Origin of the sequence: Promicromonospora sp. NFX87, assembly GCF_048564965.1 — a bacterium.
GTDB lineage: Bacteria > Actinomycetota > Actinomycetes > Actinomycetales > Cellulomonadaceae > Promicromonospora.
In genome coordinates this window covers 694,790-713,195 of the sequence record NZ_CP183413.1, presented here as the reverse complement: position 1 = coordinate 713,195, position 18,406 = coordinate 694,790, and the positions used below count along the sequence as shown (strand labels likewise).

The following is an 18,406-nucleotide window of genomic DNA, read 5'->3' as shown; positions in this document are numbered from 1 at the left end:
TCCGGGGGCTCCCTGATGCCCCAGGCGGTACCTTCATCGCCCGGGACCGGCGCTCCGCTCCGGGCGAGTGCCTCGCAAGCTCGGCCCTCACCCTGCGCTGCGCTCTGGTCCCAGGCGGCGCGCGACCACCATGCGGTGCCGCCCCGTCAGGTCCTTGCGGGTCTCTGGCTCGCCGAACACCGGCCGGCCGTCGGCGTCGCGGGCCGCGGCGACCATGTCGCGCGCCGCCTCCGCCTGGACCTCCGCATGCTCCATGACGTACAGCCCGCCCGGTCGAAGCAGCCGTGCCGCGGCGTCCGTGATGCCCCGCGGCACCTCCAGCCCGTCCGGCCCCAGCCCGTACAGCGCGACGGCGGGATCGTGCTCGGCGACCTCGGGGTCCACGGGCACGGCGTCCGACGGCACGTACGGCGGGTTCGAGACGACGACGTCGGCCAGCCCGTCGATGCCGTAGAGCGCGGTGCGGGCGTCGCCCTTGACGAGGCGCACTATCCGCTCCGGCGGCGCGCCGGGCTCGATGTCCGCCTCCGTGCCCGCCCTCGCGCTCGCGACCTCGGCGCTCAGGGCGTCGACGTTGCGCTCCGCCCAGGCGTGCGCGTCCTTGTCCAGCTCGACCGCGTGCACGCGCGTGCCGGGCACCTCGGTGGCCACCGCGAGCGCGATCGCCCCGGTGCCGGTGCACAGGTCGACGACGACGGCGCTCCCCCGCTCACCGACGACCTTGGCCGCCTCGTCGATGGCGACCTGCGCCACCTCCTCGGTCTCGGGTCGCGGCACGAACACGCCGGGGCCCACCGCGAGCTCGAGGTGCCGGAACGCGGCGACCCCGGTCAGGTGCTGCAGGGGCTCGCGGGCGGCGCGCCGGGAGACGAGCCCGGCGAAGACGCCTGCCGCGTCGTCGGGCACCTCACGGCCCAGCACCACCAGGCGGCGCAGCTCGCTCCGGTCCACGCCGAGCGCATGCGCCAGCAGCACCTCGGCGTCGGCCTGGGGCGACGCGACCCCGGCGTCCGCCAGCTCCTCGTAGGCCCACTTCAACAGCTGTGTACTCACAGCACTCCTCCCCCTGCACCCCAAGCCTGCCGCCCCGCCGTCCCGGCGGGCAACACACCACGTGATCCAGCAAGCAATACTGCCCCGGCCGGGACCTCACACACCGGAGGCCACCGCGAGTCGCGCCGCCTCGTCGGCCTCGATCGCCGACCGCACCACGGCACCGAGGTCGCCGTCGAGCACCTGGTCGAGGTTGTACGCCTTGTACCCGGTGCGGTGGTCCACTATCCGGTTCTCCGGGTAGTTGTACGTCCGGATCCGCTCGGAACGGTCCACCGTGCGGACCTGCGAACGGCGCAGCTCCGCGGACTCCGCCGCCGCGGCCTCCGCCTGCGCGGCGAGCAGCCGGGCACGGAGCACGCGCATGGCCTGCTCACGGTTCTGCAGCTGCGACTTCTCGTTCTGCATCGAGACGACGATGCCCGTGGGGATGTGCGTGATGCGGACCGCGGAGTCCGTGGTGTTGACGGACTGCCCGCCGGGACCGGACGAGCGGTAGACGTCGATCCGCAGGTCGTTCTGGTCGATCTCGAGCTCGCCCGGGTCGTCGACCTCGGGGAACACGAGCACACCGGCCGCCGACGTGTGGATCCGGCCCTGCGACTCGGTGACCGGCACGCGCTGCACGCGGTGCACGCCGCCCTCGTACTTCAGGCTGTGCCAGACGCCGTCCTCCGGGCCCTGCACGTTCTTCGCCTTGATGGCGACCTGCACGTCCTTGTAGCCGCCCAGGTCGGACGCCGTGGCCTCCAGCAGCTGTGTCGACCAGCCCTGCTGCTCCGCGTACCGCAGGTACATGCGCAGGAGGTCGCTCGCGAACAGCGCGGACTCCTCACCGCCCTCGCCTGCCTTGATCTCGAGGATGACGTCGCGGCCGTCGTCGGGGTCGCGGGGCACCAGCACGCGGCGCAGCTTCTCCTCGGCGACCGCCTCGGCCTCGCGGAGGGTCGGCAGCTCCTCGGCGAACGCAGCGTCCTCCGTGGCCAGCTCGGCGGCGGCCTCGGCGTCGTCGTGCGCCTGCTCCCACGCGCGGTACGCGCCGACCACCTGGTTGAGCTCGGCGTACCGCCGGCCAAGGGTCCGCGCGCGCCCCGCGTCGGCGTGCACGGCGGGGTCGGCAAGCGCCGCCTCGATCTCGGCATGCTCGCTGATCAAGGGCCCGACACCGGCGAACGCTGACTCGGTCACGATCTCTCCTAGGTTCACCGCTGAGTGCGGGATATCTGCCCTCTCGCACGCGCCGAGAGGGCGGATATCACGCACTCAACGGCGGGCGAAACAGTTCTTGGGGAAACGACAGCGCCGGTGGTCCGGTGCCCGACTGCCCCTGGAGAGGTTGTCGGGCCGGACCACCGGCGCTGCGAAGTCGCTACTTGTCGGCGTCCTTCTTGCCGTAGCGCGCCTGGAACCGGGCCACGCGGCCACCGGTGTCCATGATCTTCTGCTTGCCCGTGTAGAACGGGTGGCAGGCGCTGCAGACGTCGGCGCTGATCTTGCCGGACGTCTCGGTGCTGCGCGTCGTGAAGGTGTTACCGCAGGTGCAGGTGACCTCGGTGACGACGTACTCGGGGTGGATTCCAGCCCTCATGTTGCTCCTTGGTGAGATGCCGCTGGGTCGCCCTGCAGAACAGCAGTGACGTGAACCAGCGAGCCAGCAAGTCATTCTGCCACTTCCTCGCCCGTGCGGGCGAGGAAGAGCGGTGTGACGTAGGTCGGACCCGACTACTAGACGGTCTCGCCCACGTTGTCGTCCTCCGTGAGACCACCCGGCGTCGTCTTCTGCACGTGCAACAGGAACTCGACGTTGGTCTTGGTCTTCCGGAGCTGTCCGAGCAGGAGCTCGGCGGCCTGCGTCTGGTCGAGCGCACCCATGACGCGGCGCAGCTTGTAGACGATCGCGAGCTCGTCCTTCGACATGAGGATCTCCTCGCGCCGGGTGCTCGAACCGTTGACGTCGATCGCCGGGAAGATGCGCTTCTCGGCCAGGGACCGCGAGAGCCGCAGCTCCATGTTGCCGGTGCCCTTGAACTCCTCGAAGATCACCTCGTCCATCTTCGACCCGGTCTCGACGAGAGCCGTCGCGAGGATGGTCAGCGAGCCGCCGTCCTCGATGTTGCGGGCGGCGCCGAAGAACTTCTTGGGCGGGTAGAGCGCCGCGGCGTCCACACCACCGGAGAGGATCCGGCCCGACGCAGGAGCGGCCAGGTTGTAGGCGCGCGACAGGCGGGTGATGCCGTCGAGCAGCACCACGACGTCCTGGCCCAGCTCCACGAGACGCTTGGCCCGCTCGATGGCGAGCTCGGCGACCAGCGTGTGGTCGGAGGCGTGCCGGTCGAACGTCGAGGAGATGACCTCGCCCTTGACCGAGCGCTCGAAGTCGGTGACCTCTTCCGGACGCTCGTCGACCAGCACGACCATGAGGTGGACCTCAGGGTTGTTGAGCGAGATCGCGTTGGCGATCTGCTGCATCATCAGCGTCTTGCCGGCCTTGGGCGGCGCGACGATGAGGCCACGCTGGCCCTTGCCGATCGGGGCGACGATGTCGATCACGCGCGGCGTGAGCTTGGTCGCCTCGGGGTTCTCCAGGCGCAGGCGCTCCTGCGGGTACAGCGGCGTCAGCTTGGTGAACTCGGGACGCTCGCGCGCCTCCTCCGGCGTCATGCCGTTCACGGAGTCGAGGCGCACCAGGGCGTTGACCTTGTTGACCTTGGCGTTGCGCCCGGTCGGCTGCTGCGTCGGCAGCTCGTCGCCCTCGCGCGGCTGGCGCACGGCGCCCACCACGGCGTCGCCGCGACGCAGGCCGGCCTTCTTGACCTGGTTCAGCGAGACGTAGACGTCGTTGTTGCCGGGCAGGTACCCGGAGGTCCGCACGAACGCGTAGTTGTCGAGGATGTCCAGGATGCCGGCGACGGGCAGCAGCACGTCGTCCTCGCGCACCTCGGGGACGTTCTCGAGCCCCGCGACGTCCGGGCCCGTACGGCCGCGACCACGCTTGCGGTCCCGGCCCCGGTCGCGGCCCCGACGGCGACGCGAGTTGCGGTCCTCGTCGAGCTCGTTGGCGCCGGCACGCTCGTTGTTGCGCTCGGCGGCACCGGCAGCCGTGCCGGCAGCGCCCGCGGCGGCGCGTGCGTTGCCGCGGTCGGCGCCCCGCTCGCTCGCACGGTCGGTCGCACCGGCGCGGTCGCCGCCGCGGGCGCTCTGCCGACCGGCCTGGGCGTTACGGCCCTCGCCGGACTTCTCGGCGGCCCCGTCCGGGGCGCTCTGCCCACGGCTGGCACGGCGTCCGCTGCTCTCGCGCGGGGCGGCGACGGCGTCGGCCAGCTCGGCCAGCCGTGCGGCCTTGTCAGCCTCCGCGTTCGCGTCGGCGCGCACACCCGAGGTGGCGACCCCGGCGGCGGCGACCGGCGCCTCGGCGCGAGCAGGCTTGTCGTTGGTGGTGGGCTTCTCGGTAGCGGAGGCGGCACGGGCCGGACGCTTCGTCGCGCCGCCCGTCTTCTCGCGGATGGTGTCCACGAGGTCGCTCTTGCGCATCCTGGAAGTGCCCTTCACGCCCAGGTCTCCGGCGAGTGCCTGGAGCTCGGCGAGGCGCATGCTGCTCAGTGCTCCGGACCCGGCCGCGCGGCCGGCGGCTGACTGAGCGTTTTCGGTGGTGTCTGTCACGAAGGACCCTTCCCCCTCGAACTGCGGCTTGTCGCGTGATCGCGGGCCGCGGGATGTGTGGGCGCCCGGCGCTGAATGGCCGGAACGCGGAAAACCTCGCATCCGTGGTACGACGACGACGGCTGACGGGGGCGTTGTCTGCCTTCTCGCGAGATGCGGTGGCCGCTGATCACGGCCTGCAACGGGCACGACCGACCGGCTGAGACTCTGTGAAGCAGCTCTGCCGGCTTAGGCGATGAAGAACCGATGTTGAATCCGAGTTCTCGCCACCATGGCTCAGGACGTGCGATCCCGAAGGTTCACTGCATACTACCACCCCGTATAGCTGGTGATCCTGGTAAGACTTGACTCCCCGTTGCACCTGACGACCCGGACGATAGCGCACCTGTGTTACCTGAAATCCTCCGGGCGCGCGCACCGGTCATGTCGATTCCCGGGGTGAGCCGCCGCCACCCGGCCGTCTCGTCGACGAGGTCCGCGAGGACCGCGTCGCGCCGCTCCCGATGGCCCGGCCCGGCCAGCACCAGGACGGTCGGACCGGCGCCCGAGACGGTGGCCGGCACTCCCTCGTCCCGCAGCGCGCGCAGCAGCTCGCTGGACGCTCCGAGCACCGCCGCGCGGTAGGACTGGTGGAGGCGGTCCTCGGTGGCGTCGAACAGCAGCTCCGGACGCCTGGCCAGGGCCTCGACCAGGAGGGCGGCGCGGCCGGCGGTGAACGCCGCGTCGCCGTGCGACACGTGCTCCGGCAGGGCGGCCCGTGCCCGGGCCGTCGCGAGCCGCACGTCCGGCACCAGCACGGTGGCCTCGATCGTCGGGTCGACGTCGAGGCCGACGGCGCGTGGGCCGTCGTCGGTGGTCCACGCGACGGTGGCACCGCCCTGGATGGCGGGCGCCGCGTTGTCCGGGTGTCCCTCGAACTCGGTGGCCAGCGCCAGCACCATGGCGGCGTCGATGGCCCGCGGCTCGGCGAGCAGGGCCCGCGCGGCGACTATCCCGGCCACGACCGCCGCGGACGACGACCCGAGCCCTCTGCCGTGCGGGATCACGTTGTGGCAGGTCATGTGGATCCCGGTGGGTACGGCACCGGCGAGGTCCATGGTGCGCCGCAGCGCGCGGACGACCAGGTGCTCCTCCCCGAGGGGCACCTGCCCGGCACCCTCGCCGTGGACGTCCACCACCACCTCGTCGCTCGCGACGAGGCGCACCTCCACCTCGTCGTACAGGGCGAGGGCCAGACCGAGGGAGTCGAACCCGGGTCCGAGGTTCGCACTCGTGGCGGGCACCCGGACCCGCACGTGGTCGGCGCCGAGCTGCATCAGAGGGAGAGGGCGTCGGCGATCGACACGACGTCGGCGGAGACCCGCACGGGTTCCACCTCGCCGCCGTCGGGCGTGCGCAGCGCCCAGCCCGGGTCCTTGAGCCCGTGGCCGGTCACGGTGATCGTGATGCGGGCACCGGCGGGCACCAGGCCACGCTCGTGCCGTGCGAGGAGGCCCGCGACGCCCGCCGCGGACGCGGGCTCCACGAACACGCCCACCTCGGCGGAGAGGATGCGGTGCGCCGCGAGGATCTGCTCGTCGGTCACTGCCTCGATGACGCCGCCGGACGTGTCCCTGGCCTCCTCGGCGAGCTGCCAGGAGGCGGGGTTGCCGATGCGGATGGCGGTGGCGATGGTGTCCGGCTGGTCGATCGGGTGGCCCTTGACGATCGGGGCGGCGCCCGCTGCCTGGAAGCCCCACATCGCCGGCGTCCGGCTCGCCGCCCCGGACTCCGCGTACTCCCGGAAGCCCTTCCAGTACGCGGTGATGTTGCCCGCGTTGCCGACGGGCAGGAGGTGGATGTCGGGGGCGTCGCCCAGCGCGTCCACGATCTCGAACGCGGCGGTCTTCTGCCCCTCGATGCGGTCCGGGTTCACGGAGTTCACGAGCTCCACCGGGTGGGTGTCCGCGAGCTTGCGGGCCGCCACGAGGCAGTCGTCGAAGTTGCCGTCGACCTGCAGCAGGCGCGCGCCGTGCGCGACCGCCTGGCTCAGCTTGCCCATGGCGATCTTGCCGTCCGGGACGAGCACCGCGCAGATCATGCCCGCGCGCGTCGCGTACGCCGCGGCCGACGCCGACGTGTTGCCGGTCGACGCGCACACCACGACCCGGGCGCCGCGCCCGGCCGCAGCGGAGATCGCGGCGGTCATGCCACGGTCCTTGAACGAGCCGGTCGGGTTCATGCCCTCGACCTTGACGTACACGTCGGCGCCGGTGCGCTCGGACAGCGCGGGCGCGGGCACCAGCGGCGTGCCGCCCTCGCCCAGCGTCACGATCTTCTGCTGCACGTGGGCGGGCATGCGGTCGGCGTACTCGGCGATCACCCCGCGCCAGAGGCGCGACGTGGGGGCTGCGCCGGGAGCGGCGGACGGGAGGTTCGGTTCAGCAGGCAGCACAGGAGGCACGGGTTCAGCCTTCGACTCTCAGGACGGACGTGATCTCGCGGACCGGTTCGAGCTTGCGCACCGCCGCGATGGTGGCAGCCAACGACGCCTCACGGGCGGCGTGGGTGGTCAGGAGCAGCTCGGCGGTGCCCTCGGAGGGCCCAGTCTGGCGCATCGTGTCGATCGACACGCCGTGGTCGCCCACGACCCCCGCGACCTGGGCGAGCACGCCCGGCAGGTCGGCGACGAGGAGGCGGACCTGGTAGCGCGTGACCGCGGCGTCCGCCGGCAGCAGCGGGCGGTCCGCATAGGTGGACTCCTGCGGGCCCTTGCCGCCGAGCACCCGGTGGCGCGCCGCCGAGACGACGTCGCCCACGACCGCCGAGGCGGTGGGGCGGCCGCCCGCGCCCTGGCCGTAGAACATGAGCGGGCCGGCGGCGTCCGCCTCGACGAAGATCGCGTTGAACGCGCCCTTGACGCCCGCCAGCGGGTGCTCCAGCGGCACGAGCGCCGGGTACACCCGCACGGAGACGCCCTCGCCGGTCTGCTCGGCGATGGCGAGCAGCTTCACGGCGTGGCCGGTCCGGGCGGCCCAGGCGACGTCGTCGGCGGTGACGCCCGTGATGCCCTCGCGGGCGACGTCGTCCGCCGAGACGCGGGTGTGGAAGGCGAGGCTGGCGAGGATCGCGGCCTTCGCCGCGGCGTCGTACCCCTCGACGTCGGCCGTCGGGTCCGCCTCTGCGTAGCCGAGCTCCTGCGCCTGCTTGACCGCCTCGTCGAGGCCGAGGCCACTCGTGGCCATCTGGTCGAGCACGTAGTTCGTGGTGCCGTTGACGATGCCGAGGACCCGGCGCACGTGGTCACCCGCGAGGGACTCCCGTACGGGGCGCACGATCGGGATGGCACCCGCCACGGCGGCCTCGTAGTAGATGTCGACACCCGCGGAGTCGGCGGCCTTGTAGAGCGTGGGCCCGTCCGCGGCGAGGAGCGCCTTGTTGGCCGTGACGACCGCCGCGCCGCTCTCGATGGCGCGCAGCAGCAGGCCGCGCGCGGGCTCGATACCACCCATCACCTCGATGACGATGTCCGCGCCGTCCACCAGCGAGTCCATGTCCTCCGTCAGGAGCTCACGGGGGATGAAGGCCTCGCGGGGACGGTCCGCGTCGCGGACCGCGATCCCGACGAGCTCGAGCGGGGCGCCGGCACGGGCAGCGAGATCCGCTCCCTGGTCGAGGAGCATCCGGGCCACCTCCGTGCCCACGACGCCACAGCCGAGCAGGGCAACACGCAGCCCGCGTGCGGGCTCGGGAACGTGCACAGGCACAGCGATCCTGCTTTCGTCTTCGGGGAACGGTCCGGTCCGGTGCGAGGTCCACACGGGAGTTCCGGACGTTGCGATCAGGGTAACCGGACCCACCCACAAGGACTCACCCGTCTCACCCCGGGGTCGTCGAAGTAGAGCGGGTGTCCGAGTCTCCCTGGCGATACCAGGGAGACTCGGACACCCGCTCTACTTCGACAGACCCCGGGGAGGGCTATACCTCGTTGACCCCGTGGCAGACCTTGTACTTCTTGCCCGAGCCGCACGGGCACTGCGCGTTGCGCGGTGTGCCGGGGAACGTCCGGCCGTCGCTCGTGGCGGCGGTCGCCTCGCCGTGCAGGGCCGCGCGACGACGGGCGCCGTCGGCCGACTGCACGAACGCCGAGCCGGAGCCGTCCTCGTTCGGTGCCGAGTACGTCAGCGACTGCGGGCGGCTCGGGGTGTCGAGACCCTTCGCGAGCAGGATCGGCTCCGTCGCGGCACCCGCCGCACGGCGCTGCCGCGGCGGCGGGAGCTGACCCTGCCGGTCCTGCGCGGGTGCGGCCGCGGGCGACACCGCGGGGATCTGCGCGGTCGGCGGGGCATCGGGCTGACCCGTGCCGAGCCTGCCGCGCGGCGGCACCGGGCCGGCGGCGGGCAGCTCCGAGCCGCCCTCCGCCGCCTGCTCGGCGTCCGGCTGCTGCACCGTGACCTCGAGGTTGAACAGGAAGCCGACCGACTCCTCCTTGATGGCGTCCGTCATCGCCTGGAAGAGCTGGAAGCCCTCGCGCTGGTACTCGACGAGCGGGTCGCGCTGCGCCATGGCGCGCAGCCCGATGCCCTCCTTGAGGTAGTCCATCTCGTAGAGGTGCTCACGCCACTTGCGGTCCAGCACCGACAGCACCACGCGGCGCTCGAGCTGGCGCATCGCCGCGGAGCCCAGCTCGTCCTCGCGGGCCTGGTACGCCACGCGGGCGTCGGACAGGATCTCGTCCAGCAGCATCTCGCCGGTGAGCCGGTCGATACCGCCGGCCTCCTCGGCGACCTCGTCGGGCGTGAGCGACACCGGGTACACGGCCTTGAGGGCCGTCCACAGGGCGTCGAGGTCCCACTGCTCGGCGGTGGGGCCGTCGGCCGTCGCGTTGGTCACGTACTCGGTGATCGTGTCCGTGAGGAAGTGCTGCACCTGCTCGCGCAGGTCCTCACCCTCGAGCACGCGCAGGCGCTCGGCGTAGATGACGCTGCGCTGGCGCGAGAGGACGTCGTCGTACTTCAGGACGTTCTTGCGGATCTCGAAGTTGCGCGACTCCACCTGGCCCTGCGCGGACATGATGCCGCGCGTGACCATCTTGGACTCGAGCGGCATGTCGTCCGGGAACCCAGCCCGGTTCATCATCGACTCGGCGAGGCCGGAGTTGAACAGACGCATCAGGTCGTCCTGCATCGACAGGTAGAACCGGGACTCCCCCGGGTCGCCCTGACGGCCGGAACGGCCACGCAGCTGGTTGTCGATGCGGCGGGACTCGTGGCGCTCGGTACCGAGCACGTAGAGGCCACCGGCCTCCTTGACCTCGTCGTGCTCGGCGGCGACGAGCTCCTTCGCCTTCTCGAGCGCCTGCGGCCAGGCCGCCTCGTACTCGTCGGGCGTCTCGACCGGGTCGAGACCCCGCTCGGCGAGGTCGGTGACGGCGAGATACTCGGCGTTGCCGCCGAGCATGATGTCCGTACCGCGGCCGGCCATGTTCGTGGCGACCGTGACGGCGCCCTTGCGGCCGGCCATCGCGACGACGGCGGCCTCGCGCTCGTGCTCCTTCGCGTTCAGCACGTTGTGCGGCACGCCGGCCTTCTTGAGCTTGGCGCTCAGCAGCTCCGACTTCTCGACGCTCGTGGTACCCACGAGGACCGGCTGGCCGTAGGCGTGCCGCTCGACGATGTCCGCGACCACCGCGTTGAACTTGCCGTCCTCGTTCTTGTAGACGAGGTCGGCCTGGTCGATGCGCTGCGGCGTCTTGTTCGTCGGGATCGGGACGACGCCGAGCTTGTACGTGCCCTGGAACTCGGCGGCCTCGGTCTCGGCCGTACCGGTCATCCCGGAGAGCTTGCCGTACAGGCGGAAGTAGTTCTGGAGGGTGATCGTGGCGAGCGTCTGGTTCTCCGCCTTGATGTCCACCCCCTCCTTGGCCTCGATGGCCTGGTGCATGCCCTCGTTGTAGCGCCGGCCCGCGAGGATGCGGCCCGTGTGCTCGTCGACGATCATGACCTCGCCGTTCAGCACGACGTAGTCCTTGTCGCGCTTGAACAGCTCCTTCGCCTTGATGGCGTTGTTCAGGAAGCCGATCAGCGGCGTGTTGAGGGACTCGTAGAGGTTGTCGATGCCCAGGTAGTCCTCGACCTTCGCGATACCCGGCTCGAGCAGGCCGACGGTGCGCTTCTTCTCGTCGACCTCGTAGTGGGCGGTCGTGTCGGCCTCGCCGGTCTTGGCCCGCAGGGTCCGCACCACCTTGGCGAACTCGTTGTACCAGCGGTTCGCGTCACCGGCCGCGGGGCCCGAGATGATCAGCGGCGTCCGCGCCTCGTCGATGAGGATCGAGTCGACCTCGTCGACGATCGCGAAGTTGTGGCCACGCTGCACCAGGTCGTCGACCGACCACGCCATGTTGTCGCGCAGGTAGTCGAAGCCGAACTCGTTGTTCGTGCCGTAGGTGATGTCCGCGGCGTACATCTCACGGCGCTGCGCGGGCGTCTGACCCGACAGGATCACGCCGGTCGTCAGCCCCATGAACCGGTAGACACGGCCCATCAGGTCACCCTGGTACTTGGCCAGGTAGTCGTTGGTGGTGATCACGTGGACGCCGTCGCCCGAGAGCGCGTTGAGGTACGCGGCGGTCGTGGCCACCAGCGTCTTTCCCTCACCGGTGCGCATCTCGGCGATGTTGCCGAGGTGCAGCGCCGCACCACCCATGATCTGTACGTCGAAGTGCCGCTGGCCGAGGGTGCGGTGAGCCGCCTCGCGGATCGCCGCGAACGCCTCCGGCATGAGCTCGTCCAGGGTGGCGCCGTGCTCCAGTCGTTCCCGGAACCGTGCGGTCTCCTCACGCAGCTCGGTGTCGCTCAGCTCGACGAAGCTGGGCTCCAAGCGGTTGACCTGCTCAGCCACGTTGTGCAGCTTCTTCAGGACACGTCCTTCGCCTATGCGTAGGACCTTGTCGAGGATGGACACGCGGGTTCTCCCAGGTCGTCGTCAAGTTTCGCCGTCGTCCATCGTAGGCCGTAAATCTGCGCCTGTGGCCCAAAGACGGAAGGCGGACCGGTGGGTTCGCTCCAGGGGTAACGACCGCGGCCGCCGAAGGGTTCCAGCCGACCGCTCTCCGGCCCCGTCCCGCACCAGCGGATAAAGTGGCAGGCATCGCCCACCCGCCCGCTGACAGGACGGCCCGGACGTGCTCCTGGTACTGCTTGCCCACGGGGTCCTGGCTCTCGCCGCCCCAGCCCTCGTCACCGCCCTGGGCCGGCGCGCCTTCTGGGTCCTCGCCCTCGGCCCGGCGGGGGCGACGGTCTACGCGCTCGCCCAGGCCACCGCGGTCCTGGGCGGCGACGCGCCCACCGAGCACCTGCGGTGGATCCCGGCGCTCGGGCTCGCGATCGACCTCCGGCTGGATCTCCTGGCCTGGGTGATGCTGCTGGTGGTCGGCGGCGTCGGCACCCTGGTCATGCTCTACTGCAGCGCCTACTTCTCCCGCGAGGCCCGCGGTCTCGGCCGGTTCGGCGGCTTCCTCGTGGCGTTCGCCGGCTCGATGGCCGGCCTGGTGGTCGCCGACGACCTGCTCCTGCTGTTCGTGTTCTGGGAGCTCACCACCGTGTTCTCCTACCTGCTGATCGGCCACTACGCGGACCGCACGTCGTCACGCCGGGCCGCGATGCAGGCGCTGATCGTGACCACTGCCGGTGGCCTGGCGATGCTGGTCGGCGTCGTGATCCTCGGGGTCGGCGCCGGGACCTGGAGCATCTCCGCGCTCGTCGCCGACCCGCCGTCGGGCCCAGCGGTCACCGTCGCGGTGCTCTGCCTGCTGGCCGGGGCGGCCACCAAGTCCGCGCTGGTGCCCACACACTTCTGGCTGCCCGCCGCGATGGCCGCCCCCACACCCGTCTCCGCATACCTCCACGCCGCCGCGATGGTGAAGGCCGGCATCTACCTGATCGCCCGGTTCGCGCCCGCCTTCTCGGACCTCGCGGCCTGGCGGGCGGTGGTGCTCGTGCTCGGCGGCGCCACGCTCCTGCTCGGCGGCTACCGTGCGCTGCGCCAGCACGACCTCAAGCTCGTCCTCGCGTTCGGCACGATCTCCCAGCTCGGGCTGCTCACGCTGCTGCTCGGCTACGGGACCCGGGCGACGGCGCTCGCCGGGCTGGCCCTGCTGGGCGCCCACGCCCTGTTCAAGGCCTCGCTGTTCCTGGTGGCCGGTGTCGTCGACGCGGCGACGGGCACACGCGACCTGCGCAAGCTCGCGGGGGTCGGACGCCGCCTGCCGGTGACCGCGCTCGCCGCGACGCTCGCCACCGCGTCGATGATCGGCCTGCCACCGTTCGCCGGCTACGTCGCCAAGGAGGCGGCGCTCGCCGCGTGGGCGCACGACGGGGACCCGCTCGGCAGGATCATGATCGCGGTGGTCGCCGCGGGCTCCGCCCTGACGGTCGCCTACGGGCTCCGGTTCCTGTGGGGCGCCTTCAAGCCGCGCCTGCCGGGCGGGTCCGAGCAGGACGGGACGCCGGACGCCGTCCACCCGCAGCCGTTCTGGATGGTCGCGCCGCCGCTGGTCCTCGCGGTCCTCGGCCTCGTGGTGGCGCTCGTGCCGCACGTCGGTCAGGAGCTGCTCGGCCCGTACGCGAACACCTATCCGGCCGGTGACCCCGGGCACCTCACGCTCTGGGACGGCTTCACCCCGGTCCTCGCGGTCACCGGCGCGGTGGGCGCCTGGCTGTTCTGGCAGCGCGAGCGCGTCGAGCGGCTGCAGGCGGCGCTGTGGTTCCCGGACGGCGCCGACGTCGTCTACCGGCGCCTCATGCGCGCGCTGGACCGGTTCGCGAGCGACGTCACCGCGGGCACCCAGCGCGGTTCCCTGCCGTTCTACCTCGGCGTCATCCTCCTGGTGCTCGCGGTCGGCCCGGGGATCGCCCTCGCGGCGGGCCTCGTGGGCGAGGCCGGTACCGGGCCGCTGCCGGTGGTGGCGGACGCCGCCGGGCGCGGCGACGTCCTCCGCCTCGGACCGTTCGCGGTGGTCCCGTGGGACCGGCCGGCGCAGCTCGTCGTCGTCCTCGTGGTCGTGGTGGCCGCGATACTGGCCGCCCGTGCCCGCCGTCGGCTCAAGGCGGTGTTCCTGGCCGGCGTCGCGGGTTACGGGAACGCCGCGCTGTTCCTGCTGCACGGCGCGCCCGACCTCGCGCTGACCCAGGTCCTGTGCGAGACCCTGACGCTCGTCGTCATGGTGCTCGTGCTGCGCCGCCTGCCCCCGTACTTCTCGGACCGGCCGCTGGCGGCGAGCCGCTGGGTCCGGGTCGCGATCGGCGTGCTCACCGGCCTGGTCGTGATGCTGTTCGTCGCGGCCGCGCCGCTCGTGCGCGTGCACCCGCCGGTGTCCGTCGACTTCCCCGAGGAGGCCGAGACGTTCGGCGGCGGGCACAACATCGTCAACGTCACCCTCGTCGACATCCGCGCCTGGGACACCGTCGGCGAGATCTCGGTGCTCCTCGTCGCGGCCACCGGCGTCGCCTCGCTCGTCTTCCTGCGCCAGCGCAGCGGCGACGTGCTGCGCCTCGAACCCACCGGAGATCCCGGCGAGGACGAGTCGGGCGAGGAGACGGCCCGCGCCGGCGCCCGGCAGGTACGGCCGGGCACCTGGCTGCTCGCGGGCCCCACGCTCGACCCGGGCAAGCGGTCGATGCTGTTCGAGGTGCTCACCCGCCTGCTGTTCCACCCGATGATCCTGTTCGCCCTGTTCCTGCTGTTCAGCGGGCACAACTCGCCGGGCGGCGGCTTCGCGGCGGGCCTGGTCGCCGGGCTGGCGCTGACCGTCCGCTACCTCGCCGGCGGCCGGTACGAGCTCGGCGAGGCGGCCCCCGTGCACCCCGGTCTCGTGCTCGGCACCGGGCTGTTCCTGTCGGCGGGCGTCGGCCTGGTCGCGCTGGTCGCCGGCCAGGCGGCGCTCGAGAGCACGATCCTCGACCTGCACCTGCCCGTGCTGGGGCACGTGCACCTGGTCACCAGCCTGTTCTTCGACGTCGGAGTGTTCCTCGTGGTCATCGGCCTGGTCATCGACATCCTGCGCACCTTCGGCGCCGAGCTCGACCGGCAGGCCGAACCGCGCACCCGCACCGTCGGCCCGCCCGGCCGCGCGGGTCACGGGGCCGGGGGTGACGGCGCATGATCGTGCTCGACAACGTCCCCTCCGGCGCGCTGCTCCTCGCCGTCGGCGTGCTGTTCGCGGCGGGGGTGTACCTGCTGCTCGAACGGTCGCTGACGCGTGTCCTGCTCGGCTTCGTGCTGCTGGGGAACGGGACCAACCTCGCGATCCTGCTGGCGGGCGGCCGGGCGGGCGCACCGCCGATCACCGGGTCCGGCACCGCCGAACCGATGAGCGACCCGCTGGCGCAGGCGATGATCCTGACGTCGGTGGTCATCACGCTCGCGCTGGTCGCGTTCGTGCTGGCGATGGCCTACCGCTCCTGGCAGCTGCACGGCCACGACGAGGTGCAGGACGACGTCGAGGACACCCGCATCGCCCGGCTCGCCGTCGAGGACGCACCGTCGTACGCCGACAGCGACGCCCTGGAGTCCGGGACCACCCTGGACGAGGAGGCCGACGCCGCACGCGACGAGGTGGCCCTGCCCGACCCCGTGGTGCACCCGCGGGCCCGCGGCGGAGGTGACGGCACGTGAACCCGTGGACCGTGCAGACCCTCGTGCCGCTGCCGGTGCTGGTGCCGCTGTTCGCGGCCGGGCTGGCCCTGGCGCTGCACCGGTACGAGCGGGCCCAGCGGATCATCTCGGTGGTCGCCCTGTCGGTGGTCGTGGCCGCCGCCGTGGGCCTGGTGATCGTGGCGCAGGACGGGCCCGTGGTGATCGACCTCGGCGGCTGGGCGGCCCCGGTCGGCGTCAACCTGGTGGCCGACCCCCTCGCCTCGCTCATGCTGCTCGTGAGCAGCGTCGTGCTGCTCTGCGTGCTCCTGTACTCGATGGCGCAGGGCATCGCCGACCGCGACGACCGGACCGCGCCCGCCTCCAAGGACGCCGAGGAGCTGCGCAGGTCGCTGGAGGCGCAGGACCCGGACGCCGACGAGGGCGGCCGCCGCGACGTCCTGCCCGTCGCGATCTTCCACCCCACGTTCCTGATCCTGGCCGCCGGGGTCGCGGACGCCTTCCTCGCCGGCGACCTGTTCAACCTCTACGTCGGGTTCGAGATCCTGCTGGCCGCCTCGTACGTGCTGCTCACGCTCGGCGGCACCAGTGAGCGCATCCGGGCGGGCAGCGTCTACGTGGTCGTCGCGCTGCTCAGCTCCATCGTGTTCCTCCTCGCCGTCGGTCTGGTCTACGCGGCGACGGGCACTGTGAACATGGCCCAGCTCGCCGAGCGCCTGCCCGAGATCGATCCCGGCGTCCGGCTGGGCATCCAGGCCCTGCTGCTGCTCGCGTTCGGGATCAAGGCGGCCATCTTCCCGCTGTCCGCCTGGCTCCCCGACTCCTATCCGACGGCGCCCGCGCCGGTCACCGCGGTGTTCGCGGGCCTGCTCACCAAGGTCGGTGTCTACGCCATCCTGCGGACCCAGACCCTCCTCTTCCCGCCGAACGAGGCGCTGGAGGCGGTGCTCCTCGTCCTGGCGCTCGCCACGATGCTCGTCGGGATCCTGGGCGCGGTGGCGCAGGACGACGTGAAACGTCTGCTCTCGTTCACGCTGGTCAGCCATATCGGCTACATGATCTTCGGCGTCGCGCTGGCGACCCAGGCGAGCACAGCGGCGGCGATCTTCTACGTGGTCCACCACATCACCGTGCAGACGGCGCTGTTCCTGGTGGTCGGGCTCATCGAGCGGCGCAGCGGGACGACGTCGCTCGACCGTCTGGGCGGCCTCGCGACGCTGGCCCCCGGCCTGGCGATCCTGTTCTTCGTGCCCGCGATGAACCTCGCGGGCATCCCGCCGCTGTCAGGGTTCCTGGGCAAGGTGGGTCTGCTCGAGGCCGGCGTGCTGAACGGCTCGGGGCTGGCCTGGGCCCTGGTGGTCGGTTCGGTGGTCACCTCGCTGCTGACCCTGTACGCGGTGGTCCGGGCCTGGAACAAGGCGTTCTGGCAGCCCTGTGCCGACGACCGGAAGCTGCCCGACCCGTCGCCCCTGCCCTGGGGCATGGTCGGCCCGACGGCGGCGCTCGTGGCCGTGAGCGTGAGCCTCACCGTCGCGGCGGGGCCGTTGTACGACTACGCGGCGCGGGCGGCCTCCCTGGCCCTGGACGGGCGCTCGTACGTCGAGGCGGTGTTCCCCGACGGGGCACCGCGCGGCACCGGCACGTCCAACGAGGTGACCGACGACGGGGAGGAGGGAACGCCATGACGGGTACCGACACCGACGCCGACACCGAGCGGGAGTCCGAGCGGCCGTGGCGCCGGCGGGCCCGGCGGCTCACCGCGCTGTGGCCCACGATGGTGGTGGGCGCCGTGATCTGGGTGCTCCTCTGGGGTGACCTGTCCTGGGCGAACGTGCTGTCCGGCGTGGCGCTCGGCGCGCTGGTGGGACTCGCGTTCCCGCTGCCGTCCGTCGGTACGGCCGGGACGCTGCGGCCCGGCCCGCTGGCCCGCCTCGTCGGCCGGTTCGTCGGCGACCTCGTGCTCGCGTCGTTCCAGGTCGCGTGGACCGCCGTCCGGCCCGGTCCGCCGCCGCGGGGCGGGCTGGTGTCGGTCCCGCTGCGCTCGACGTCGGACCTGTTCATCGCGACCACCGCCGGGCTGTCGTCGATGGTGCCGGGCACGGTGGTGGTCGACCTCGACCGGTCCGACGGGATCCTGCGGCTGCACGTGCTCGACCTCGCCGGCTCGGGTGGTCCCGAAGGCGTCCGCGAGTCGACGCGGGCCCTCGAGGAGCGCCTGCTGCGTGCCTTCGCGACGCGTGCGGAGCTGGTCCGGCTCGGCCTGGCCGACCCGTTCGGCCACCCCGTACCCACGCCCGGCAAGGAGGGACAGCCATGATGCTCGTCGTAGGGATCGTCGCCACGGCGCTGCTCGCAGCGGGCGCCCTGCTCGCCGTGGTCCGGATGGAGCGCGGCCCGTCGATGCTGGACCGCTCGGTGGCGTTCGACGTGCTGACCACGGCGCTCGTGGGCGCGATAGCGGTCGAGGCCGCGCTGTCCCGCCGCACCGCGTCGGTGCCGATCCTCGTGGTGCTGTCGATGGTGGGCTTCATCGGGTCGGTGGCCGTCGCCCGCTTCGCCGCCGTCGAGCCGCCCAAGGGCCGGACGCCGGACGGCACAGGGCCGGGCGCCAAAGGGCCCGACGCCACGGGCGGGCCGCCCGGCGAGAACGTTCCGGGCAGGGACGCTCCCGGCGGGGACGCTCCGGGCCAGGAGGCACCATGAGCGTGCTGACCGATGCCGCCGCCGCGATCTGTCTGCTGCTCGGCGCCTTCTTCTCGTTCTCGGCGGGCGTCGGCGTCGTGCGGTTCGACAACCTGCTCGCCCGGCTGCACGTGGTGGCCAAGCCACAGGTGCTCGGCATGCTCCTGCTCCTGACCGGGGTCGCGCTCCGGCTGCAGGACCGCGGCTCCGTGAGCATGCTCGTGCTGGTCGCCGTGTTCCAGCTGATGACCTCCCCGGTGGCCGCGCACATGGTCGGCAGCGCGGGCCTGCGCACCGGCAAGGTCGACCCGGAGCTCCTGAAGGCGGACGACGGCGGTGCCACGGGGCCGGACGCGGAGCGCTGAGGTCAGACGCCCGG

General features: G+C 72.2%; 14 protein-coding genes and 1 pseudogene. 6 read left to right on the top strand and 9 right to left on the bottom strand.

Annotated features, from left to right (window positions below; genetic code table 11):
- Positions 1-87: 87 nt before the first annotated feature.
- The 9 genes and pseudogenes from prmC to secA form a co-directional block, all read right to left on the bottom strand.
- The gene (prmC, locus tag ACNYC2_RS03285) at positions 88-1,053 is read right to left on the bottom strand and encodes a peptide chain release factor N(5)-glutamine methyltransferase (protein WP_419705670.1); all 966 of its coding nucleotides are present in this window, start codon (positions 1,051-1,053) and stop codon (positions 88-90) included.
- 96 nt (positions 1,054-1,149) lie between these two features.
- Positions 1,150-2,241, bottom strand: coding sequence for a peptide chain release factor 1 (gene prfA / locus ACNYC2_RS03280; protein WP_419705669.1), 1,092 nt, complete (start codon positions 2,239-2,241; stop codon positions 1,150-1,152).
- A 181-nt stretch (positions 2,242-2,422) separates the two neighbouring features.
- Positions 2,423-2,641, bottom strand: a complete 219-nt coding sequence (gene rpmE / locus ACNYC2_RS03275; protein ID WP_253872673.1) for a 50S ribosomal protein L31 — start codon at positions 2,639-2,641, stop codon at positions 2,423-2,425.
- Between the two features lie 137 nt (positions 2,642-2,778).
- Positions 2,779-4,713, bottom strand: a complete 1,935-nt coding sequence (rho, locus tag ACNYC2_RS03270; RefSeq protein ID WP_419705668.1) for a transcription termination factor Rho — start codon at positions 4,711-4,713, stop codon at positions 2,779-2,781.
- Between the two features lie 299 nt (positions 4,714-5,012).
- Positions 5,013-6,029: a homoserine kinase gene (thrB, locus tag ACNYC2_RS03265; RefSeq protein WP_419705667.1), complete on the bottom strand. Its 1,017-nt coding sequence runs from the start codon at positions 6,027-6,029 to the stop codon at positions 5,013-5,015.
- Entirely contained in the window at positions 6,029-7,144 is a 1,116-nt protein-coding gene (gene thrC / locus ACNYC2_RS03260) for a threonine synthase (RefSeq protein ID WP_419707764.1), read from the bottom strand. Before thrC ends, thrB begins: the two co-directional genes overlap by 1 nt.
- 16 nt (positions 7,145-7,160) lie before the next feature.
- A complete protein-coding gene (locus ACNYC2_RS03255) occupies positions 7,161-8,453 on the bottom strand; it encodes a homoserine dehydrogenase (protein ID WP_419707763.1) in 1,293 nt (430 codons plus the stop codon).
- Between the two features lie 217 nt (positions 8,454-8,670).
- On the bottom strand, positions 8,671-8,832 hold the full coding sequence (locus ACNYC2_RS03250) for an SEC-C metal-binding domain-containing protein (RefSeq protein ID WP_419707762.1): 162 nt from the start codon (positions 8,830-8,832) through the stop codon (positions 8,671-8,673).
- A 306-nt stretch (positions 8,833-9,138) separates the two neighbouring features.
- Positions 9,139-11,655: pseudogene (gene secA / locus ACNYC2_RS03245) on the bottom strand (preprotein translocase subunit SecA); the annotation flags it as partial.
- A 220-nt stretch (positions 11,656-11,875) separates the two neighbouring features.
- Here secA and ACNYC2_RS03240 point away from each other — a divergent pair.
- The 6 genes from ACNYC2_RS03240 to mnhG are packed head-to-tail and all read left to right on the top strand — an operon-like array spanning position 11,876 to position 18,392.
- A complete protein-coding gene (locus ACNYC2_RS03240) occupies positions 11,876-14,854 on the top strand; it encodes a Na+/H+ antiporter subunit A (protein ID WP_419705666.1) in 2,979 nt (992 codons plus the stop codon).
- A complete protein-coding gene (locus ACNYC2_RS03235) occupies positions 14,851-15,366 on the top strand; it encodes a Na(+)/H(+) antiporter subunit C (protein ID WP_419705665.1) in 516 nt (171 codons plus the stop codon). The genes ACNYC2_RS03240 and ACNYC2_RS03235 overlap by 4 nt, the downstream gene beginning before the upstream one ends.
- Positions 15,363-17,030 (top strand): Na+/H+ antiporter subunit D, encoded by a 1,668-nt coding sequence (locus ACNYC2_RS03230; RefSeq protein ID WP_419705664.1) that lies wholly within the window; start codon positions 15,363-15,365, stop codon positions 17,028-17,030. The genes ACNYC2_RS03235 and ACNYC2_RS03230 overlap by 4 nt, the downstream gene beginning before the upstream one ends.
- Positions 17,027-17,662, top strand: a complete 636-nt coding sequence (locus ACNYC2_RS03225) for a Na+/H+ antiporter subunit E (protein ID WP_419705663.1) — start codon at positions 17,027-17,029, stop codon at positions 17,660-17,662. The genes ACNYC2_RS03230 and ACNYC2_RS03225 overlap by 4 nt, the downstream gene beginning before the upstream one ends.
- The gene (locus tag ACNYC2_RS03220) at positions 17,659-18,048 is read left to right on the top strand and encodes a monovalent cation/H+ antiporter complex subunit F (RefSeq protein WP_419705662.1); all 390 of its coding nucleotides are present in this window, start codon (positions 17,659-17,661) and stop codon (positions 18,046-18,048) included. Before ACNYC2_RS03225 ends, ACNYC2_RS03220 begins: the two co-directional genes overlap by 4 nt.
- Complete coding sequence (gene mnhG / locus ACNYC2_RS03215; RefSeq protein WP_419705661.1) at positions 18,045-18,392, top strand: monovalent cation/H(+) antiporter subunit G; 348 nt, start codon at positions 18,045-18,047, stop codon at positions 18,390-18,392. The genes ACNYC2_RS03220 and mnhG overlap by 4 nt, the downstream gene beginning before the upstream one ends.
- Positions 18,393-18,406: the final 14 nt, after the last annotated feature.